This is a genomic window from Kitasatospora sp. NPDC034035, from assembly GCF_055575755.1.
Genome location: NZ_JBVISA010000019.1, coordinates 65,702 through 85,741, shown reverse-complemented (window position 1 = coordinate 85,741; position 20,040 = coordinate 65,702). Strand labels below are relative to the sequence as shown.

The window sequence follows — 20,040 nt, the reverse complement described above, 5'->3', positions numbered from 1 at the left end:
TGTGCGCGGTTCGGTCAGCAGGGGCCGTCGTCGGCCCAGACGCCCCACTGGCCGCTGGCGCTCGGCACTTCGTTCAGCGTCCACCACTTGGCGTGGTAGTTGTGGCCGTTGTACGAGACCTTGGCGCCGCCGTTGTACGTGGTGCTCGCGCTCCACGCCGGGGCGGTGCAGGTGCCGGGGGTGCCCGGGCCGGACGGCGGCGTGGTCGGGGGAGTCGTCGGCGGGGTGGTGGGTGGAGTGGTGGGCGGGGTCGCCCCGGCGAACTTCACCGTGTACCTGGTGAAGTCCCAGTCGTTCTGCGCCACACTGGAGCAGGAGCCGGACAGCCCCGGGTCCACCGGGCCCTGGCACTGCCGGTCGCGGTTGACCGACCAGTAGGTGTACCGGGCCAGGCCGTGCGCGGTGGCGAAGTCCAGTACGGTCTGGAAGTCGGCCTGGCGGAAGTACTCGGCGGCGTCGGTACGGCCGTTCATCATCGACACGCCCTCGTGGGCGTACGCGGTGGCCTCGTTCCAGCCGAAGGTGCTCTGCAGGATCTGGTTGAACTTCACCAGCGCGTCGGTCTGCGCCGCCGCGCCGTTGAAGCCGCCGTCGAACGGCATGATCGAATAGTTGTTCGGCGTGAAGCCCTGGGACTTGGCCTCGTTGAGCATCTGGGTGCCGAACCAGCCGGTGCCGGCGTTGGTGCCGGCGGTGGTAATCGAGATGTACAGGCCCGGGTTGTTCTGCTGGAGGATCCGCGCGGCGCCGATCTCGTTGTGGATGGCCGCGGTGTTCTCGTACTCGGGCTCCTCCAGGTCGAAGTCGATCGCCTTGAGCTGGTACTTGGTGATCACCTTCTGGTAACCGGCGGCAGTCGCTTCCGGCGTGCCGCAGACCTGGCCCAGCTTGGTGCCGCCGTACCCGCCGACCGACACCGAGACGTCCCCGCCCTTGCCGCGGATGGTCTGGATGACGTTCGGCATGGTGCTGTCGGTGTCGATCGAGGAGGTGCCGCCCCAGGCGGGGGAGCAGCTGTTGCCCTGGGCCAGGATGAACGCCAGCTGGAAGGCCTTCTGACCGGTGGCGTCCATGACGGCGGCCGCGTCCGGCGGGCTGTTGTCCTCGGGCATCAGGTACGGCGCGGAGGCGTACCAGTTGCTGCCCAGGCCGGTCGCGGTGGTGGTGGCGGTGTCCGCGGAGGCGGAGCCGGTGCCGGCCAGTGCGGCGACGCCCCCGGCAACCAGGCCGAGCACGCCGGTCACGGCGAGGGCGGCCCGGCGGGAGCGGCGCCGGTGACCGGCGGAGTGTTGCGAGTCCGTGGAGTGTTCCGAGCCGGCGGAGTGGTGCGAGCCGGTGGAGTGTTCCTGGCTGACGGGGTGTGGGGGAATAGCACGTTCCATCGGAGGCCTTCCAGGAAACGGCGGTGGGGGGAGGCGCCCGTTCGCGCCGGAGGTGGGGGTGGCGCGGCGGCAGGCCGAACGGCCCAGGGGCGTGGGGTGGTTGCCGCAGGCTCCCACTGGTATAGACCTGTCTCGTGGGATGGGTCAAGACCTGGTGGAGCGCGAGTCTGAACGCCAGGGGACAGGAGCCTTCGATTCCGGATCACCGCGCGTTGGCGGCTTTCGAAGTTGGTCTAGACAAGCTCTCGAACGGTCAGTTGGCTTTTCGACCCGCGAGATCTCGTGGGTAAATGCACAGCCTCTCCAATCCACCTTCCCGAGCGGAGGAACACAATGGTTCAGGCGGTTCTCAACCTGGTCGACCGCGTGGTTTCCGGCGGCCGCAACACGAATGTCGCGGACGCTTACTGCGCCTGCCCGGCCGGCACCACCACCCACTGCAGCGGCGAAAACCTGTACGTCACGGAGTGCTGCTCCTGGAACTGTGCGGTCAAGCCGTCCTGTGTCACCTACGTCATGGTCGGCGGCTGCTGACCCGCCCCGGTTTGCTGACCGAACCGGCCGGCTGACACGCGGCCGCCGGTGCCCCCGTCCGACGCGCCGTGGATCCTGCGCGGCGTCGACCTCACCCTGCGGGCCGGCTCCGTCACCGCCCTGGTCGGACTCAACGGCGCGGGCAAGAGCACCCTCGTCAAGCTGCTCTGCCGGCTCTACGACCCGGACCGCGGCCGGGTGCTCTGGGGCGGCGTCGACATCCGGGAGTTCCCGCCCGAGGAGTACCGGCAGCGGATCGGCGTGGTCTTCCAGGACTACTGCCGCTACGACCTGACCGCCGGCGAGAACATCGGCCTCGGCCGCCTCGCCCACCTTGACGACCGGGCCCGCGTCGCCGACGCGGCCCGTGCGGCCGGCATCCACGAACGGGTGCAGCGGCTGGACGGCGGGTACGGGGCCCTGCTCAGCCGGATCTTCCTGCCCGAAGGCGTGACGGAGGCGGGCTGGGGCCACTCCCTGTCCGGCGGGGAGTGGCAACGCCTCGCCGTGGCCCGGGCGTTCATGCGCGGCGACGCCGACCTGATGATCCTGGACGAACCCAGTGCGGGCCTCGACGCGGAAGCCGAACAGGAACTCCACGAGAACGTGCGGGAGTTGCGCCGGGGCGCCACAAGCCTGGTCATCTCCCACCGGCTCAGCGCGGTCCGCGACGCCGACCGGATCGTCGTCCTCGGCGCCGGCCAGGTGGTCGAAGAAGGCACCCACGACGCGCTGATGGCCCTCGGCGGGCGCTACGCGGAGCTGTTCACCCTGCAGGCCTCCGGCTACCAGGACGCGGTGGTGTCGGGTCGCGCGGGGCAGTGACCGGAAGGTGCGAGGCAGTTGCCGGGAGGTGCGGGGCAGCGACCGGAAGGTGCGGGGCAGTGGCCGGCAGGTGGGGACGGGAACGGCCGTCGGCCGTCGCGGTGTTGCGGTGTTGCGGCGGGCCGGGATGTCGGGCCGGTCGGCCCGTTGAGCGGAGGAGGTGTGCCGGTGGGGCTGTGGTCGGTGGTCGGCGGTGCGGTGCTGGCGGCGGTGATGACCCTCGTCGTCCTGTTGCGGGTGGCGCTGTCGGTGGTCGTGGTGTCAGGGCCGAGCATGAGCCCGGCCCTGCGGCCCGGCCAGCGCGTCCTGGTGCTGCGCCGAGGCCTGGCCCGGCTGCGTGCGGGGCGGATCGTGGTGGTCTCCCCGGACGGGCTCGCCGCGCCCGGCGGTGGCCCGGCCCGGCGGCAGCCGGACCGTCTGCTGGTGAAGCGCCTGGCGGCGCTGCCCGGTGACCCGGTCCCGCAGTCCGTCCGCCCGGTCGTGGCGGGCGGGACGGTGCCGGGCGGGCACGTGGTGCTGCTGGGCGACAACCCGGAGTTCAGCACGGACTCCCGGACGTGGGGCGCCGTCCCGGCGCGGAGTGTCGTGGGCGTGGTGCTCGACGGCGTCCGGCTGCGGGGCTGAGCGGCCGGTCGTACGGTCCGGGGCGGCCTGGGGCCCGGGATGGCTCGGGGTCCGGGGTGGCCTGGGGCCCGGGATGGCTCGGGGTCCGGGGTGGCCTGGGGCCCGGGATGGCTCGGGGTCCGGGGTGGTTCGGGGTCCGGGGTGGTTCGGGCGCTTGCCCGGGAGGTGGGGCGGCGTCTGGCGAGATCCCGTCCCGTGGCGGGCGTCGCCTTGGGGGGCGGCGTCCGGGAGGTCGGCGAGAACGTCCGGCTTCGGTCCCGGCGGGCGCTCGCCCGCGGCCGGGAGGGTGTCGACTGTTCCACCCGCCGGTGTGAGGGTGGGGCCACCCACTCGGTCGCGGCGCGGTCAGGGGCGTCCGTGCCCCGGCGGTGCCGGGACCGGGCCGGCGGCCTTGAGGGTGCGCAGGACGGGGGAGGACTCCAGGGCGGTGATCTCCTTGACCGCGCCCAACTGCTGTGTCACGTACCGGTGGAGGTCGGCCGGGTCTGTGCACAGGGCGAGGGCGGTGAGGTTGCTGGGGCCGGTGGTGGCGGCGACGAAGGCGAGTTCGCGGTGCGTCGCGAGGGCGCGGCCGACGTGGTCGAGGTGGGCGGGCGCGACGCTCAGCCAGAGCAGTGCCTGCATGTCCGCGCCCAGGAGCCGGGCGTCGAGTTCCACGTCGAGGAAGACCGTGCCGTCCGCCCGGAGCTCGGCGAGCCGGCGGGCGACGGTGGCCGGGGTGCGGCCGGTCGCGGCTGCGAGGTCGCCGAGGGGCGTGCGGCCGTCACGGTGCAGCGCGCCGAGCAGGGCGTGGTCGGCCTCGTCGAGGCCGCCGGACGGAGGGCTCACGGCGACCGGGCGGAGCCGGTCCTGCTGTTCCTCGCTGAGTGCCTCGGTGCTGACTGGCCAGGCGGACGGGCCGCCCCGATAGGTGTGCAGCAGGCAGTGGGCGGAGACACCGGTGACGGTGGCGGTGCGGGGGATGTCGCGCAGGAGGAGGCTGTGGCCGTCGGGGCCGGGACCGGTGTCGACGATGGCGGTGATCTCGGTGCCGCCGGAGGTGAGTTTCACCCAGGCGGTGTCGGCGCGCCGGACCAGCGCCTGGGCGAGGTTCTGGGCGGTGTGCGGCCCGGCGGTGAGGCGCAGCAGCCACTGGGACCGTCCGGCCCGGTGCGGGTCGGCGAGCCCGACCACCCGCAGCCCGGCCTCGGCGCGCAGCCGCCGGTAGCGGCGTGCCACGGTCTGCGGGGAGACGTCGAGGACAGCGGCGATCCGGTTGAACGGGGCGCGCCCGTCGACGCGCAGGGCGTGGACGAGCGCGCGGTCGAGGTCATCGAGCATGTGTGGGTTCCCGGTGGTCGGACACACCGTCCGATTCTGCCGTGTGGCTGGCGGTGCGAGCGCCATGAGAGTTGCTCATCAGCCGGACCGCCACGGCGGCGGCCGCCAGCACCCCCACCGCCAGCCAGCAGGCGCGCTGCGCCCCGGCGGTGTCCGGGGCGGCCAGGTAGATCCGTCCGAGCACGGCGACGCCGAGTGTGGAGCCGAGCTGCTGCACGGCGTTGAGAAGGCCTGCGGCCGAGCCGGTCTCCTGCGGCCGCAGCGGCTTCAGGGCGGTGGTGAAGAAGGCTGGCGTGAACAGTCCCTGCCCGAGCCCGACCAGGGCGAGCGCGTAGGGCAGCGCCTCCGGCCGCTGGCCCGTGCGGTAGGCGCCGACGGCGGACACCACCCCGACCGCCATCACGGCCAGCCCGACGGGCATCACCCGCGCCCCGTACCGCCGGACCAGGGAGGCGCCCGCCCACAGGGAGCCGACCGCAAGCCCGGCCGACATCGGCAGCAGGGTCAGGCCTGAGGCCAACGCGTCGGCTCCACTGCCGAGTTGGAGCTGCAGCACGACGACCAGGGTGAGCCCGGTGGTGGCCGCGAAGGCGAGCGAGAGGACGACCATCGCGGCCGGGAACCGTACGGAGGTGAACAGGCTCGGCTCGACCAGGGTGTCGGTGCCGCGCCGGGCCCCGCGCCGCTGGTGGACGGCGAAGACCACCGCGGCGACCGCTCCGGCAGCCGTCCACACCGGCGGGGTGCTTCCGGTGGCCAGCAGCGGCAGCACGACCAGCCCGGTGGCGAGCGCCGCGAGCGCGCTGCCTGCCGGGTCGAGGCCGGGGCGGCGCGGGGCGCGGTCCTCGGCGAGCAGCGGGGCGAGGGCGAGGACGGCGAGCGAGAGTGGGAGGTTGACCAGGAAGACCGCGCGCCAGGAGGAGCCGAACAGGTCGGCGTGGGTGAGCACCCCGCCGAGCACCGGGCCGGCGACGGCCGCCAGCCCCATCACCGGCCCGATCGTGCCGAGGGCCCGGGCCGTCTCCGGGCCGCGGAACATGGCCTTGATCAGGCCGATGGTCTGCGGGACGATCACGGCCGCGGCCGCGCCCTGGACGGCCCGGAAGGCGAGCAGCGCGCCGAGCGTGGGCGCGCAGGCGCAGGCCAGCGAGGCGAGCAGGAAGCCCGCGACCCCGATCCGGAACACCCGCCGCCGTCCGGCCCGGTCGCCGAGCCGCCCGCCGGTGAGCAGCAGTACGGCGAACGGCAGGGTGTACGCGGTGGTGAGCCAGGGCACGGCCGCCGCCGGCCCGCCGAGGTCGGCACGCATGCGCGGCGCGGCGACCTGCACGATCGTCGCGTCCAGCAGGTTCATCGCCTCCGCGGTGAGCAGCGCGCAGAGCGCCCACCAGCGGCGCGGGTTCACGGGCGTCGGCTGCTCGGTTGTCGGCTGCTCGGTTGTCGGGCGTGCGGACGGCGGGGGCAGCGGGTGTGCGGACAACGGGTCCTCCCTCGGGTGTACGGCCGGAATGCCGTCACCCTCCGGCCGTACGCCCGTGCCGACCAGCTGCTGCCGCCCGTATCGACGGGAAGTTCCATTAACCCTGCCCGCAGAGCCGAAAAACTCCACTCAGGCCGGCGACCCGGCCAGAGCCTTGCCCTTCGTCATCGCCCCCACTCCTGCGAGCAGCCCGCTGACCACCGGGGACCACGGCCGGCTCGCCGGTCCGGTGAGCGTCAGCGTCCGGTGGACGGCGGGCCGGATCGGGACCAGCACGCAGTCGGCCGGGAGCATGGTCAGTGCCAGCGCGGGCATCACCGAGACTCCGACGCCCGCGTGCACCATGCCGATCAGCGTGTTGAGGTCGCGGATCCGGTGCCGGGGTGCGAAGCGGGTGCCGGCCCGCCGGTAGGCCTCGCGGATGTGGCGCTCGCAGCCGCCCTCGGAGAGCAGGAAGTCGTCGTCCTCCAACTCGGTGACGTGGATGGTCTCCTGACCGGCGAGGGGGTGGTCGCGGCGCAGCAGCGCGTGCATCGAGTCGGCACCGAGCGCGACCGCCCCGGGCTGGAGCGGCCCGGCGTCCACCAGGACGGCGGCGTCCACCGTGCCGGCCTCCAGCCAGGCGGTCAGCTCGGCGTCCTCACCCTCGAAGACCCGGACGGTGACCTCCGGGTACGCGGCCTTCCAGTCCCGCAGCAGCCCGGGCAGCAGCGCCTGGCAGACGGTGGTCGGTGCGGCGAGCCGGACGGTGCCGGTCAGGCCGCCCGTGTGCTGGGTGGCGATGAGGCGGACGGCGGTGGCGGAGGCGACGGCCGTACGGGCGTGCGGCAGGACCTGCTCGCCCAGCGGGGTCGGCCGGCAGGGGGTGCCGCGCATCAGGACGGGTGCGCCGAGGGCCCGCTCCAGCGCGCCCACGGCGTGTGAGACGGCGGACTGGCTGATACCCAGTTCGTCGGCGGCCGCGCCGAAGCCGCCGGTGTCGGCAACCGCGACCAGAGCCCTGAGCTGGGCCAGGTTGACCTCCGTGGTCATCGGACGCCCTGGGGCGTGTGACCTCGGGTCACGAGACTTCCTCATCCAGGTCGGAATGCCACTTGTTGGACTCATGGTCGAACGTCGCACCATCCTCTGTCCAGGTGCAGGGAACACCGGAGGAATGCGGGGGTGGTTGCGGTGCGGCGCTGGTTGCCGGGTTTTGCGGCACTGTCGGCGATCTGGGGTGCGAGCTTCGCCCTGATCAAGGTGGCGGTCGACGCGGGGGTGCCCCCGGTCTGGGTGGCGCTGTGGCGGTGCCTGCTGGGCACGGCCACGCTGGGCGCGGTCCTGGTGCTGCGCGGTGAGAAGGTCCCGCGTGACCGTGCGCTGTGGGGGCACTCGGCGGTGGTCGCGGTGCTGCTCAACACCGTGCCGTTCATCCTGTTCCCGTTCGGCGAGACCAGGGCCAGCTCGGTGCTCGCCGGGGTGATGAACGCGACCACTCCGCTGTTCGCCCTGCTGCTCACGGTGCTCACCGTCCCCGAGGAACGCCGCCCGGGCGCCCGCCGGCTCACCGGCCTCGCCCTCGGCTTCGTCGGCGTGCTCACCGTGCTCGGGGTCTGGCGCGGCATCGGATCCGGTACGGCCGTCGGGGGCCTCACCTGCCTGGCCGCCGCCTGTTGCTACGGGGCGGGCTTCGCCTACCTGCGGCGTTTCCTGTCCGGTCGGCCGGAGTCGGTCACCACCCTCTCCGCGCTCCAGATCGGCTGCGCCACCGCCGAGTTGGCCGTCATCGTGCCGTTCGCCGCGGGCGCCCCGCACTGGCCCGGAGCCGGCCCGGCCGTCGCCCTGCTGGTGTTCGGCGTGGTCGGCACCGGCCTGGCGTACCTGCTCAACCTCGGCCTGGTCCGGACCGCGGGCACCGGGGTGGCCTCGGCCGTCGCCTACGTGATGCCGCTGTGGTCCACCGCGATCGGTGCGCTGTTCCTCGCGGAGCCGGTCGGCTGGAACGCCCTGGCCGGTGGTGTCCTGGTGATCGCGGCGGTGGCGCTGACCCGCCCCCGCCCCCGCCCCCGGACCGCGACCGGCGCGGCGGACCAGACCCCGAAGGCGGGCCAGACCGTCGGATAGGGCACGCGCCGCCCCGACGACGGCGCGTACGAAGATGCCGCGCATGGGGATCTCCTTCCCTGAACGGGCCCACCCGGGACAAGCCGACGGGAACCGGGCTGATCGGACAGCGCATTCGTACCCGACCTGACGTTCGGTGTCCAATGAATTACGGAATGTCTTCGGGCCCCGCTAGGGTGGCGGCGTGGTGAGGGCGTGGGATGCGGCGGTTGAGCGGGCACAGGACCGGCTGGCGGCGGGGCCGCGGCTGAGGGCGGTCGCCGAGGGGGACGAACGGCGGTTCGCCCTCTGGGACTTGGCGTCTCTTGTGGAGGGCGAGCTGGGCGCGCTGGTGGACCCGGACGGGCTGGCGCCGTCGGCGGAGCGCGGCTGGCGAGAGCGGCTGGGCGAGAGCGGCCGGGAGTGGCCCGGCGGGGAGCTGTACCGCCGGAGGTACTGGATCCAGGGCGACGACGGCGCCGTCGTGGGCACCGTCGCGGTCGACAACTGGACCAAGGGCCCGGGCCAACTCGCCGTCTCCTCCCTCTATGTGAGCCCGGTGGCGCGCGGTCGCGGGCTGGCCGCCGCCACGCTGGACGAGGTGTACGCGGCGGCCACCGCCGAGGGCCTGCCCGGATTCCGGCTGGAGGCGCACTGGACCTGGCAGCCGGCTGTCCGCTACTACCTGCGCCGAGGGCTGTGGGCGGTCGGCTGGAAACGCTCGCTCGCGCTCGCGCGGATGCCCCAACTCCCTTCCTACCGGGTGCGCGAGGAGGACGGGCGGCTGCTCCTGCTGGTCGCCGACCGGCTGCGCGGCTGGGTGCCGATACTGACCGCCGGCCGCGAGGGCCGCTGGCTGCGGCTGGACGAGACGGCCGACTACCGGGGCGCCGACGGCTGGGTCCACGACTACGCGCGCTCGACGCTGGCCCTGCACCTGGCGCTGGCGGGCTTCCCGCTGGTGCGCGGCCCGCAGTGGTGGGCGGAGGCGTGGCGCTGGTCGGACGCGGGCGAGCCGGAGGGACTGGCATACCGGATCGAGGAGTTCGAGCGGGCCGCCCCCCGCCCGGCGTCCTCCCCGTACGGCCCTGCGCCGGTCCCCGCTCCGCAGAGCCCGACGCAGGGTTCGGTGCAGTACCCGGAGCGGGACCCGGCACAAGCCCCGGAGCGGGCGGCGACGCAGGCCCCGTCGCAGGCCTCGGTCCCGTCGTCGCAGCTGGCAGACTCGGGGGATGGCTGAGATCGAGATCGACGGCGCCCCCGCCGACCCGGCGCGGCTGGCCGCGCTGGGGCTGCTCAACTACGGGCACTTCACCACCCTGCGCGCCGAGGCGGGCCGGGTCCGCGGCCTGACGCTGCACCTGGACCGGCTGGTCCGTGACTGCCGCACGCTGTTCGCCGTCGAGCTGGACAGGGCGGCGGTGCGGGAGCGGATCCGCGCGGTGCTGCCCGCCGGCGGCGAACCGGTGATCGTCCGGGTCACCGTGTACGACCCGGCCCTCGGTCTGGAACGCCCCGCCGCCCCGGCCGCACCCGCCCTGCTGGTCACCACCCGCCCCGCCGCGACGGCGGAGCCCGCCCCGCTGCGGGTGCGCACCTCGGTGTACCGGCGGGAACTGCCGGCGGTGAAGCACGTGGGCCTGTTCGGCCTGGTCCACCACCGGCGGCAGGCCCAACTCGCCGGCTACGACGACGTGCTGCTGATCGACACGGACGGCCGGGTGACCGAGGGCGCGACCTGGAACGTCGGCTTCCTGGACGAGGACAGGCTGGTCTGGCCGGAAGGCCCGAGCCTGCCTGGCGTCACCGAGTCCCTGCTTTCCCGGGCGTACCGGGGCCCGCAGTCCCGCGAGCCGTTGCCCGCCGCCGCGCTGGGCCGCTTCGCAGCCGCCTTCGCGGTGAACGCGGGCATCGGCGTCCGGCCGCTGGCGGCCGTCGACGGCACCACCCTCGACCCCGCCCACCCGGTGCTCGCCGAGCTGCGCGCGGCCTACCTCGGGACCACCGCCGAAGCGGTGTAGGGATAACCCCACCCCCGTTCCGCCGGTGACCTCCATGGCCCGCGGGGCCCGGACTTCCTAGCGTTGAACACGTTGACGACGAGCGAAACACGTTGACGACGAGCGACGCAGAACCGAAGGAAGGCCCCTCCATGGCACGCCGCCACGACCGCCGCAGGACCGACGAGCGGGTGACCCACCCGTACGCCACCGACGCGTACGACGGTGCCCCGCACGCCGCACCGTCGGCGGCCCCCGCGATCGAACTGCGCGGCGTACGCCGCACCTACGGGCGCGGCGAGGCGGCGGTGCAGGCGCTGCGCGGGATCGACCTGGCGCTCGCCCGCGGGAGCTTCACCGCCGTGATGGGCCCCTCCGGCTCCGGCAAGTCGACCTTCCTGCAGTGCGCTGCGGGCCTGGACCGCCCGGAGGCGGGGGAGATCCGGCTCGGCGGCGAGGAGATCACCGCGCTGAGCGAGAACCGGCTCACCAAGCTGCGCCGCAGCCGGATCGGCTTCGTCTTCCAGTCCTTCAACCTGCTGCCCTCGCTGAGCGTCGAGCAGAACGTGCTGCTCCCGCAGCGGCTCGCCGGGGAGCGCCAGGACCGCGCCCGGGCGCGGGAGTTGCTGGAACGGGTCGGCCTCGGGCAGCACGCCCGGCGGCGGCCAGGCCAGCTCTCCGGCGGCCAGCAGCAGCGGGTCGCGATCGCCCGCGCGCTGATAACCCGCCCGGACGTGCTGTTCGCCGACGAGCCCACCGGCGCGCTGGACACCCGCACCGCACACGAGGTGCTGGCCCTGCTGCGGCAGGCCGTGGACTCCCTCGGCGCGACCGTCGTCATGGTGACCCACGACCCGGTGGCCGCCTCCTTCGCCGACCGGGTGCTGTTCCTGGCCGGCGGCACGATCGTGGACGACCTGCCGCACCCCAGCCCGCAGGCCGTCGCCGACCGGATGGTCGCGCTCACCGCCCGCCGGGTGGGAGCGGCGGCATGACCAACGGACTCGCCCGCGCCTCGGTGCGCTTCCGTCCCGCCTCCTTCGTGGGCACCCTGGTCGCCCTGCTGCTCGGCGCCGCCGTCGTGACGGCCTGCGGCGTGCTGCTGCAGACCGGCCTGACCGCCGGCCTCGAACCCGACCGGTACGCCTCCGCGCCCGTGGTGGTCGCGGCCGAGCAGACGGTGAAGATCCAGAAGAAGGTCGGCGAGGACACCGAGACCCAGGAGCAGGCCACCCCGGAGCGGGCCCGTGCGGACGCTGCGCTGGTAGGCCGGCTGACCGCCCTGCCCGGGGTCGCGGTCGCCCGGCCGGACACCGCCTTCCCGCTCACCGCCTTCCCGCTCACCGCCTTCCCGCATACCGCCGCGAACGACACCCCGGCCCTGACCGGCCGCGGCTACGCCGCCCTCGGCATCGCGGGACCGGCCGACAAGCTGACCGAGGGCCGTGCACCCGGCGCGAACGAGGTCGTGCTCGACGCCGACACCGCGCGCGCCGCCCACCTCGCGCCCGGCGTGAACCTCACGCTCACCGCGCCCGGTGGCACCGCGAGCTACCGGGTCTCCGGCCTCGCCGCCGCCCAGACGGCCGGGCCCACCGCCTGGTTCGCCGACACCGCCGCCGACCGCCTCTCCGGCCACCCCGGCCGGATCGACGCCATCGCCGTCCAGCCCCGCCCGGGCGTGACCGCCGCCGCGCTCGCCACACAGGTGCGCCAGGCCGTCAGCGGCGAGGCGAAGGTCTTCTCGGGAGACGACCGGGGCACCGTCGAGCACCCCGCTCTGGGCGAGGCCCGGACGACGCTGATGGCCCTCGGCGGCACCTTCGGCGGCTACGCCACCATGACCGCGATCTTCGTGGTGATGAGCACCGTCGCCCTCGCCACCGGCCAGCGCGCCCGCGAGTTCGCCCTGCTGCGCGCCATCGGCGCCACCCCGCGCCAGATCCGCCGAACCATCGCCGCCGAGGCGATGCTGATCGCCCCGGTCGCCGCGGCGCTCGGCATCCTGCCCGGACTCGCGCTCGCCCGCTGGTGGTTCGGCCAGCTGGCCGAACGCGGCGCCGTCCCCGAGGGCATCCGCCTCGACGTCGGCCCACTGCCGATGCTCGCCGCCGTCCTCACCTGCACACTCGCCGCGCTGACCGCCGGCTTCCTGGCCGCCCGCCGACCGTCCAAGCTGCGCGCCGCCGAGGCACTCGGCGAGGCCGCCGTCGAGGCGCCCCGCCCGGGCAAGGTGCGCACCCTCCTCGGACTGGTCTTCACCGGCGGCGGCATCGCCGTCGCCGCCCTCGCCGCCTCCCTCGACGGCGCCAAGGCCGCCCAGACCGCGCTCGGCGTGGTCATGTGCTTCATGACGGCCGTCGCCCTGCTCGGCCCGTGGGTGGCCCGGATCGCCGCCGCCGTGCTCGGCGCCCCGCTGCGGGCCGGCGGCGCGCCCGGCTCGCTGGCCGCCGACAACACCCGCGCCAACGCCCGCCGGCTGGCCTCCGCGATCACCCCGATCGTCCTGGTCACCGCCTTCTGCGGCACCCTGCTGATCCTGCAGAGCACCCTGCGCCACACCACCGGCGAGAACGTCCGGGCCGGCATCACCGCCGACCACGTGATCGGCACCACCGGCCCCGGCCTGCCCGCCGGGACCGCCGAGCGGGCGGCCAAGGTACCCGGCGTGGACACCGCCGTCGGCGTGCTCCGCACCGGCCTGGTCCTCGAGAGCGGCGGCCGGCTGAGCTCCGCCCCCGCGCTCGGCGTCGACGGCGACCCGGCCCGGCTGCCCAAGGTGCTCGACCTGGGCGTACGCAGCGGCTCACTCGCCGACCTCGGCCGCGCCACCGACACCATCGCCCTGAGCACCACCCTGGCCGACGCCCTGGATGCCAAGGTCGGCGACCGCGTCCCGCTGCGCCTCGGCGATGGCACCGCCGTCCGGCCCGCCGTGGTCGCCGTGTACGAACGCGGGCTCGGCGTCGGCCAGGCGGTGCTGCCCCGGGCGGCCCTGGCCGAGCACGTCACCACCGGGTACGACAGCCAGGTGCTGGTCGCCGACGTGCCGGGCGCCGACCGCACGGCGGTGGCCGCCGGGCTGGGCACGCAGGCCGGGACGAGCGTGACCGACCGGGCCGGGTTCGTCGCCCAGGCCGACAAGGACATGGAGCTCAGCGGCTGGGCCAACACCGTGATGGCCGGCGTGCTCGGCGGGTTCGCCGCCGTCAGCGCCGCCAACACCCTGGTGATGACCGTGCTGGACCGCCGCCGCGAGGTCGCGCTGCTGCGACTGGCCGGCACCACCCGGCGCCAGGTGCGCGACATGATGCGCTGGGAGGCTCTGCTGGTGGCCGCGACCGGGCTGGCGGTCGGCGCGGTGATCGCCTGGATCACGCTGGTGCCGGTCACCCGTGGCGTCGCCAACGCTTCCCCGTACGTCCCGCCGATGCTCGCCCTGCCACTGGCGGCAGGGGCCGTGCTGCTCTGCCTCGGCGCGACCGGGCTGCCGGTCCGGGCGCTGCTGCGGACCCGTCCGGCGGCGCTGGGAGCGGCGCGGCAGTAGGCCGGTGGGGCGATGAGCGGGACTCATGGGGCCGCCCCGTGAGACGAGCTCATGAGGCCCTCCCATGAGAGGAGTGCATGAGGTCCTCATGAGGCGGTCTCATGGCGTCCCCCATGAGACCGCCTCATGAGGCGCCCCGGCGAGAAGCCCATGAGACGCACTGGAGAGAAGCTCATGACGGATGCCCTTGAGAACCACTCAAGGGCATCACTCGTCCGGGTGACAAAGGCGGGACGAGCAGGCGCAATGGGGTAACCGGAAGCCCCAAAGGACTTTATTGGAACTGATCGTGATGTCGGATCAGCTACGCTCTCGCCCGCCCCGCCCGACCGCCGAAGCAGAGAGTAGCCCGACATGAGCAGTCCCCCTGCCGTCCCCGCGGCCCGCTGGCCGCTGATCCTGCTGCGCACCACCGCCACCGTGCTGGCCCTGCTGGCCCTGCTCCAGGTCATGCTGGCCAGTAGCTTCCTCAACGGCACGTTCGACTCCCTGAAGGACCACGAGGGCAACGCGATGACGCTGGCCACCGTGGTGGTGCTCCAGCTGGTGGTCGCCGTCGCGGTGCGGTGGCCCGGGCGCGGCCCGCTGTGGCCGCTGTGGACGACCCTCCTGCTCAACGTCGCGGTCATCGGCCAGATCGCGGCCGGCTACGCCCGGGCCGTCGGCGTGCACGTCACCCTCGGCGTGCTGCTGGTCAGCGGCATCCTGTTCGGCCTGGTCGAAGCCTGGCGGCTGCCGCTGCCCGCCCGGACGGGGCAGCCCGATGCGGGCCCGGACGGCAGCGGACTGCTGCCGCGCCCCGGCGGGCCAGTGGAGGTGTCCAAGTGAAGCGTCGCCGGTTCCTGGGCATCGGCGCCTCCGTCCTCGGCGCGGGCGCGCTGGCCGCCGTCGCCGTCCCCTCGGCCGCCCGGCTGCTCGCCGAGGGCCGCCCCGGGCAGCTCCTGAGCAGCGGGCTCGACCTGCCCGAGGCGTTCCAGGTCCCGCTTCCGGTGCCGGCCGTGCTGAATCCGGTGCGCACCGACGGGACCAGCGACTACTACGAGATCACCCAGCAGGTCGCCAAGCTGGAGATCATCCCCGGTGTGAAGACCGAGGCCTGGACGTACGGGGGCAGCTTCCCCGGGCCGACCCTGGTCACCCGCTCCGGGCGGGCGGCGGTGGTCAAGCACCGCAACGAGCTGCCGGTGCCGTCCGTCACCCACCTGCACGGCGGGCACACCCCGGCGGACAGCGACGGCTACCCGGTGGACCTGCTGCTGCCCGTCGGGTCGTCGGCCGACGCCGCCCAGGGCATGGCCGGTATGCAGGGCATGCCGGGGATGCGCCACGCGGGGGGCCGCAGCATCGTCGGCGAGCGAAGCCACACCTACCCGGGCAGGCAGCGCGCCGCCACCCTCTGGTACCACGACCACCGGATGGGCTTCACCGGCCCCGGAGTCTGGCGCGGACTGGCCGGCTTCCACCTCGTCCAGGACGACGAGGAGGGCGCCCTGCCGCTGCCGCGCGGCGAGCGCGACCTGCCACTGATGATCGCCGACCGCTCCTTCGCCGCCGACGGGTCCTTTCAGTACCCCTCCACCGACCCCGCGCTCGGCGAGCCCGGCGTCACCGCCGGCTACGCCAACGGCGTGCTCGGCGACGTCATCCTGGTCAACGGCGCGCCGTGGCCCCGTCTGGACGTCGACCGCGCCCGCTACCGGCTGCGCCTGCTCAACGCCTCCAACGCCCGCCTCTACCGGCTCGAACTCGACCCGCAGCCCCCTGGCGGCGGCGCCCTGGTCCAGATCGGCTCCGACGGCGGCCTGCTCGCCGCCCCGGTCGCCCACGACGGCATCGAGATCGCTCCCGCCGAACGCTTCGACGTCGTGGTCGACTTCTCGCGCTACGCGCCCGGCACCCTGGTGCGCCTGGTCAACCGCTTCGGCAGTGGTCGGACGGCCGAGGTCATGCGGTTCGACGTCTCCTCGAAGCAGGTGAACGACGACGCGACGGTGCCCGACAAGCTCGCCGCCGTCGAGGGCCTGGACGCCTCCGCCGCCGTCACCACCCGCGACTTCACCTTCCGCCGCAGCCGCAGCGACGGCTGGACCATCAACGGCGAGCCCTACCACCCAGGCCAGAACATCGCCACGCCCGCCCTCGGGACGATCGAGCGCTGGCGCTTCTCGTCCGACCTGCACCACCCCGTGCACGTCCACCTGGACCACTTCCAGGTGATCGGACGCAACGGCGCGAACCCGGGCCCCTACGACGCGGGGTGGAAGGACACCGTGGACCTGCGCCCGGCCGAGGCAGTGGAGCTACTGGTGCGCTTCACCGACTACGCGGGGGCGTACATGCTGCACTGCCACAACCTGGAGCACGAGGACATGGCGATGATGGCGGACTTCACGGTGCAGTGAACCGTGCGGTGAGTCGGCCCGGTGAGCGGCGGGGTGATCGGTGCGGTGAGCCGTCCTGCGGTGAACCGCCCGGTTTCACTCGGACGGCCGAGTGCCGGAGGGCGTGCGCTGCGCCCTCCGGCACTCGTGTCCTAGCGTCGCGGAGAGGGGCACCCGCCGGCCGCCCGGCGTCGCGGGCAGCGCCCACCGACGGATGGAGCCGCCGCATGACCACTCCCGCCGAACGCCGCCGCCGCGGCCGGGCCGCCCGCGACCGCGTCTCCCGCTCCGACCACGGCCGGTGGATCCCGGCCGCGGACCGGCCCGACCCGCTCGGCGTGCTGGAACGGCAGGGCGAGGACCGGGTCACCCGGCTGCTGCCGATCCGCTACGGGCGGATGGCCGAAAGCCCGTTCAGCTACCTGCGCGGCGCCGCCGCCGTGATGGCCGCCGACCTCGGGGCCGTGCCCGACACCGGTCTCACCGTCCAACTCTGCGGCGACGCCCACCTGGTGAACTTCGGCGTGTACGCCTCGCCGGAACGCGCCCTGCTCTTCGACGTCAACGACTTCGACGAGACCTACCCCGGCCCCTTCGAGTGGGACGTCAAACGCCTCGCCGCCAGCGTTGCCGTCGCGGCCCGCGACAACGGCCAGGACGAGGAGCGCGTGCGCCGCGCCGCCCGCACCGCCGTCGAGGGCTACGCGACCGCGATGCGACGCCTGGCGGGCCTGGGTGAACTCGACGTCTGGTACGCCCGGGTGGACACCGCGCAGCTGCTGCCGCTGCTGGGCAAGCCCCGGCAGCGCAAGCGCGCCGAGGCCCAATTCGCGCACGCCCGGCGCCGTACCAGCCTGCAGGCCTTCGGCAAGCTCACCGAGGAACGGGACGGGCGGCGCCGGATCATCAGCGCGCCACCGCTGATCGAGCCGCTGAAGAAGACCGAACTGCGCGGCATCGGCAAGGTGTTCAGCGACTACCGGGGCACCCTCGCCGAGAGCCGCCGTGTCCTGCTGGACCGCTACCGCTTCGTCGACGCGGCCACCAAGGTGGTCGGTGTCGGCAGCGTCGGCACCCGCTGCTTCATCGTCCTGCTGGAGGGCCGGGACGGCCGCGACCCGTTGTTCCTGCAACTCAAAGAGGCCGGCCGGTCGGTACTGGAGGACCACCTGCCGCCCGCCAAGGTGGACGCCGAGGTCGCCCCTCACCACGGCGGCCGCCGGGTGGTCACCGGCCAGCACCTTATGCAGGCCGCCAGCGACATCTTCCTCGGCTGGACCACCGGCCCCGCCGGGCGCCACTTCTACGGCCGCCAACTGCGTGACATGAAGGGCTCGGTCGAGGTCGGCGACATGAAGCCCTCCGGCCTGCGCGCCTACGCCGACCTCTGCGGCCGCACCCTCGCCCGCGCCCACGCCCGCACCGGCGACCGCCTCGCCATCGCCGGCTACCTCGGCAGCGCGGACACCTTCGCGGAGGCGGTGGCCGAGTTCGCGGTGCGGTACGCGGACCGGACGGAGGTGGATCACCGCGAGTTGGTGGCCGCCGTCGCGGACGGGAGGATCACGGCGACCCGGGGAGTGTGAGAGCGGCCAGCCTCTCCAACTGCTCCCGCTGATCCGCCAGTTCGAGCGCCCCGAGGCGGGCCACCAGGTGCCGGGCACCGGCCGACGTGTACCGGGTGAGCTTGGCGGCCACCTCGTCCGGCGTGCCTAGGGCGAACGCCTGGATCTGCTCCGTCTCGGCCAGCGGCAGGCCGTAGTTGGAGCGGGTGTAGGCGTCCATGGCCCGGCGGGCGGCTTCCGTGTCGCGGTCGATCCGGACGTTGACGAAGAGGGCGGGGCTGACGGCCTCCGGTGTGCGTCCGGCCTGGCGGGCCGTCGCCCGGACGGCGGCGAGCCCGGTGGCGTAGTCGGCCGGGTCGGGCGGATAGGGCAGCCAGCCGTCGTAGTGGCGCCCGGTTCGGGCCAGGGCCGCCGGGGTCGCGCCGCCGAGCCAGACGGGCGGCCCCTGCTCGTGGAACGGCCTGGTGGCGGGCGGGAGTTCGGCGAAGGAGTGGAACTCGCCGTGGAACTCCTTCGCCCCGGCCCAGAGCGCCCGCCACAGGGCGACCGTCTCGTCCAGCCGGGCGAAGCGGCGCTCCCACGGCACTTGGGACAGCTCGTGCAGCGGGCGGCCGAAGCGCCCCGGGAAGCCGGCGCCGACCGCGACCGTCAGCCGGCCGCCGGACAACTGGTCCACCGAGGCCAGCGTCTGCGCGGCCTGCACCGGGCGGCGCAGGACCGGCAGCAGGGCGCCGGTGCCCAGCCGGACGCGTTCCGTCACCGCGGCGGCGGCCGCCAGCATGGTGAGCGGTTCGATCCTCGGGCTCAGCAGGGAGTCGTTGACGAACAGCGAGGAGAAGCCCAACTCTTCGCTGCGGCAGGCGAATGCGACCAGGTCGCGGGGGCCGTGCGCGGCCCACTGGTCCTGGCCGGTGGGGAGGAAAACACCGATGTCCATGGCGTCGATGCTGGCGGCCGGGGCGAATGGCCTCAATTCCCCCGGGGGAATGGCGGGCCGCGGCCGCCCGCGGTTGGCTGGTGCCGTGGACTTCTCCCAAACGCTGCGTGAGCGCCGTACCAGCCGCCGCCTGAGCCAGCTCGACCTCGCCACCCGAGCGGGAACGACCCAGCGGCACCTGAGCTTCATCGAGTCCGGCCGCTCCGTGCCGGGCCGGGGCATGGTCGTCCGGCTCGCCGAATCGCTCGACCTGTCGCTGCGGGACCGCAACGAGCTGCTGCTGGCCGCCGGTTACGCACCCGTCTACCCGGAGACACCGCTGGACGGGCCGACGCTGGCACCGGTGCGGGAAGCGATCGGCCACATCCTGGCCGGCCACCTCCCGTACCCGGCACTCGTCGTGGACCACCGAGGTGACGTGGTGGCCGCCAACGCCGCCCTGGACGTGATCACCGCAGGCGCCGACCCGCGGCTCGTCGGCCCCGGCACCAACGCCTACCGGCTCGCCCTGCACCCGGACGGCCTCGCCCCGCACATCCTCAACTTCGCCGCCTGGGCCCGCCACATCGTCGAACGCACCCGGCATCTCGGCGAACTGCACGCGGAGTTGAGCTCGTACGTTCCAGAAACCGAGGTGGGAGAACAGCACTTGGGCTTCGCCGTCCCGCTCGAGCTGCGCACCTCGCTCGGCGAGCTGCGTCTGATGACAACGGTCACCACCTTCGCCACCGCCGTGGACGTCACCCTCGCCGAACTGAAACTGGAAGCCTTCCTGCCGGCGGACGCGGCCACCGCCGAGGCGTTGCGGGGAGCGGCCGCGGCATAGCGGGAGCGGCCGCTCAGAGCCCCGGGAACTGGTAGTCGGCGGTGATCCGGCCGTCGGTGTCCAGGACGACGAACTCCACCCCGCTGCCGACCGGTTCGCCACCGCCGACGGGCACCATCTCCCAGGTGAAGCGGACGACGTCCCGCAGCCGCACGGCGTCCGGCCGGGCCCGGAAGGTGAACTCGCCGGGCGCCACGAACTCCTCGTGGGCGCGGGCTACCCGGAACTCCAACTCCTCGTAGCCGCGCGCCTCCAGGACCGGCTCCGCGAACCCGACCCGCGCGGCTGCCTCCCGGGCTTCGACAGGCGGGTGCAGGAGGTGCACGCCGCCCACGGCCCACAACCGCTCGACCGCCGACCGGCGGGCAACAGCGTCGGGCTCGGTCCACAACGCGGCGTAGCGGTCGGCGAGTTGCTGGGCGCTGGTGGCGATGGATGTGCCGGTGGCGATGGGCGTACCGGTGGTCATGGCGGACTCCTGTGGTGTTCGGCCGGTCTCGGTGCGACCCATCCTGGGGATGGCCCCGCAGCCGG

General features: G+C 74.1%; 18 protein-coding genes. 12 read left to right on the top strand and 6 right to left on the bottom strand.

Translation table 11 applies throughout. The features are described from left to right. Nucleotides 1–14 precede the first annotated feature (14 nt). Nucleotides 15–1,382 (bottom strand): carbohydrate-binding protein, encoded by a 1,368-nt coding sequence (locus tag ACZ52J_RS25670; protein WP_465622074.1) that lies wholly within the window; start codon nt 1,380–1,382, stop codon nt 15–17. Between the two features lie 333 nt (nt 1,383–1,715). On the opposite strand from ACZ52J_RS25670, the gene ACZ52J_RS25665 reads away from it, so the two are divergent. The 3 genes from ACZ52J_RS25665 (at nt 1,716) to ACZ52J_RS25655 (ending at nt 3,365) form a co-directional block, all read left to right on the top strand. Continuing rightward, nucleotides 1,716–1,916, top strand: a complete 201-nt coding sequence (locus ACZ52J_RS25665; RefSeq protein WP_465622072.1) for a hypothetical protein — start codon at nt 1,716–1,718, stop codon at nt 1,914–1,916. 48 nt (nt 1,917–1,964) lie between these two features. Continuing rightward, nucleotides 1,965–2,741, top strand: coding sequence for an ABC transporter ATP-binding protein (locus tag ACZ52J_RS25660; RefSeq protein ID WP_465622071.1), 777 nt, complete (start codon nt 1,965–1,967; stop codon nt 2,739–2,741). A gap of 168 nt (nt 2,742–2,909) precedes the next feature. Further along, nucleotides 2,910–3,365 (top strand): S26 family signal peptidase, encoded by a 456-nt coding sequence (locus tag ACZ52J_RS25655; RefSeq protein WP_465622069.1) that lies wholly within the window; start codon nt 2,910–2,912, stop codon nt 3,363–3,365. 345 nt (nt 3,366–3,710) lie between these two features. On the opposite strand, the gene ACZ52J_RS25650 is transcribed toward ACZ52J_RS25655, so the two are convergent. The 3 genes from ACZ52J_RS25650 to ACZ52J_RS25640 form a co-directional block, all read right to left on the bottom strand. Beyond that, nucleotides 3,711–4,685, bottom strand: coding sequence for an Lrp/AsnC family transcriptional regulator (locus ACZ52J_RS25650; protein ID WP_465622067.1), 975 nt, complete (start codon nt 4,683–4,685; stop codon nt 3,711–3,713). Beyond that, entirely contained in the window at nt 4,675–6,165 is a 1,491-nt protein-coding gene (locus ACZ52J_RS25645; protein WP_465622065.1) for an MFS transporter, read from the bottom strand. The genes ACZ52J_RS25650 and ACZ52J_RS25645 overlap by 11 nt, the downstream gene beginning before the upstream one ends. Nucleotides 6,166–6,294: 129 nt before the next feature. Then, entirely contained in the window at nt 6,295–7,197 is a 903-nt protein-coding gene (locus tag ACZ52J_RS25640; RefSeq protein ID WP_360490554.1) for a LysR family transcriptional regulator, read from the bottom strand. A gap of 132 nt (nt 7,198–7,329) precedes the next feature. Between ACZ52J_RS25640 and ACZ52J_RS25635 the strand changes: the two genes are divergently transcribed. The 8 genes from ACZ52J_RS25635 to ACZ52J_RS25600 all read left to right on the top strand — a co-directional run bounded on the left by ACZ52J_RS25635 (nt 7,330) and on the right by ACZ52J_RS25600 (nt 17,764). Beyond that, nucleotides 7,330–8,271 (top strand): DMT family transporter, encoded by a 942-nt coding sequence (locus tag ACZ52J_RS25635; protein ID WP_465622063.1) that lies wholly within the window; start codon nt 7,330–7,332, stop codon nt 8,269–8,271. Nucleotides 8,272–8,566: 295 nt separating this feature from the next. Beyond that, nucleotides 8,567–9,490, top strand: coding sequence for a GNAT family N-acetyltransferase (locus ACZ52J_RS25630; protein WP_465622061.1), 924 nt, complete (start codon nt 8,567–8,569; stop codon nt 9,488–9,490). Then, on the top strand, nt 9,483–10,271 hold the full coding sequence (locus ACZ52J_RS25625; protein WP_465622059.1) for an aminotransferase class IV: 789 nt from the start codon (nt 9,483–9,485) through the stop codon (nt 10,269–10,271). Before ACZ52J_RS25630 ends, ACZ52J_RS25625 begins: the two co-directional genes overlap by 8 nt. A gap of 131 nt (nt 10,272–10,402) precedes the next feature. After that, the gene (locus ACZ52J_RS25620; protein ID WP_465622057.1) at nt 10,403–11,245 is read left to right on the top strand and encodes an ABC transporter ATP-binding protein; all 843 of its coding nucleotides are present in this window, start codon (nt 10,403–10,405) and stop codon (nt 11,243–11,245) included. After that, on the top strand, nt 11,242–13,797 hold the full coding sequence (locus ACZ52J_RS25615; RefSeq protein ID WP_465622055.1) for an FtsX-like permease family protein: 2,556 nt from the start codon (nt 11,242–11,244) through the stop codon (nt 13,795–13,797). Before ACZ52J_RS25620 ends, ACZ52J_RS25615 begins: the two co-directional genes overlap by 4 nt. Nucleotides 13,798–14,151: 354 nt before the next feature. Next, the gene (locus ACZ52J_RS25610) at nt 14,152–14,625 is read left to right on the top strand and encodes a hypothetical protein (RefSeq protein WP_465622053.1); all 474 of its coding nucleotides are present in this window, start codon (nt 14,152–14,154) and stop codon (nt 14,623–14,625) included. After that, nucleotides 14,622–16,199: a multicopper oxidase family protein gene (locus tag ACZ52J_RS25605; protein ID WP_465622051.1), complete on the top strand. Its 1,578-nt coding sequence runs from the start codon at nt 14,622–14,624 to the stop codon at nt 16,197–16,199. The genes ACZ52J_RS25610 and ACZ52J_RS25605 overlap by 4 nt, the downstream gene beginning before the upstream one ends. 206 nt (nt 16,200–16,405) lie before the next feature. Beyond that, nucleotides 16,406–17,764 carry a DUF2252 domain-containing protein gene (locus ACZ52J_RS25600; protein WP_465622049.1) on the top strand — a complete coding sequence of 453 codons (1,359 nt, stop codon included), beginning with the start codon at nt 16,406–16,408 and terminating at the stop codon, nt 17,762–17,764. Here the strand turns inward: ACZ52J_RS25600 and ACZ52J_RS25595 are convergent. After that, nucleotides 17,742–18,680: an LLM class flavin-dependent oxidoreductase gene (locus tag ACZ52J_RS25595; RefSeq protein WP_465622048.1), complete on the bottom strand. Its 939-nt coding sequence runs from the start codon at nt 18,678–18,680 to the stop codon at nt 17,742–17,744. The two genes, ACZ52J_RS25600 and ACZ52J_RS25595, sit on opposite strands and share 23 nt — an antisense overlap. Nucleotides 18,681–18,765: 85 nt before the next feature. Here ACZ52J_RS25595 and ACZ52J_RS25590 point away from each other — a divergent pair, with 85 nt between their 5' ends. After that, nucleotides 18,766–19,506, top strand: coding sequence for a helix-turn-helix domain-containing protein (locus ACZ52J_RS25590; RefSeq protein ID WP_465622046.1), 741 nt, complete (start codon nt 18,766–18,768; stop codon nt 19,504–19,506). Nucleotides 19,507–19,519: 13 nt separating this feature from the next. Here the strand turns inward: ACZ52J_RS25590 and ACZ52J_RS25585 are convergent, their stop codons facing one another. Next, entirely contained in the window at nt 19,520–19,975 is a 456-nt protein-coding gene (locus ACZ52J_RS25585; protein ID WP_465622044.1) for a hypothetical protein, read from the bottom strand. Nucleotides 19,976–20,040: the final 65 nt, after the last annotated feature.

Bases quoted from the DNA above. Each gene is read 5' to 3' on its own strand.
- ACZ52J_RS25670 (WP_465622074.1), bottom strand. From the start codon at position 1,382: ATGGAACGTGCTATTCCCCCACACCCCGTCAGCCAGGAACACTCCACC.
- ACZ52J_RS25665 (WP_465622072.1), top strand. From the start codon at position 1,716: ATGGTTCAGGCGGTTCTCAACCTGGTCGACCGCGTGGTTTCCGGCGGC.
- ACZ52J_RS25650 (WP_465622067.1), bottom strand. From the start codon at position 4,685: ATGCTCGATGACCTCGACCGCGCGCTCGTCCACGCCCTGCGCGTCGAC.
- ACZ52J_RS25640 (WP_360490554.1), bottom strand. From the start codon at position 7,197: ATGACCACGGAGGTCAACCTGGCCCAGCTCAGGGCTCTGGTCGCGGTT.
- ACZ52J_RS25625 (WP_465622059.1), top strand. From the start codon at position 9,483: ATGGCTGAGATCGAGATCGACGGCGCCCCCGCCGACCCGGCGCGGCTG.
- ACZ52J_RS25620 (WP_465622057.1), top strand. From the start codon at position 10,403: ATGGCACGCCGCCACGACCGCCGCAGGACCGACGAGCGGGTGACCCAC.
- ACZ52J_RS25615 (WP_465622055.1), top strand. From the start codon at position 11,242: ATGACCAACGGACTCGCCCGCGCCTCGGTGCGCTTCCGTCCCGCCTCC.
- ACZ52J_RS25610 (WP_465622053.1), top strand. From the start codon at position 14,152: ATGAGCAGTCCCCCTGCCGTCCCCGCGGCCCGCTGGCCGCTGATCCTG.
- ACZ52J_RS25600 (WP_465622049.1), top strand. From the start codon at position 16,406: ATGACCACTCCCGCCGAACGCCGCCGCCGCGGCCGGGCCGCCCGCGAC.
- ACZ52J_RS25595 (WP_465622048.1), bottom strand. From the start codon at position 18,680: ATGGACATCGGTGTTTTCCTCCCCACCGGCCAGGACCAGTGGGCCGCG.
- ACZ52J_RS25585 (WP_465622044.1), bottom strand. From the start codon at position 19,975: ATGACCACCGGTACGCCCATCGCCACCGGCACATCCATCGCCACCAGC.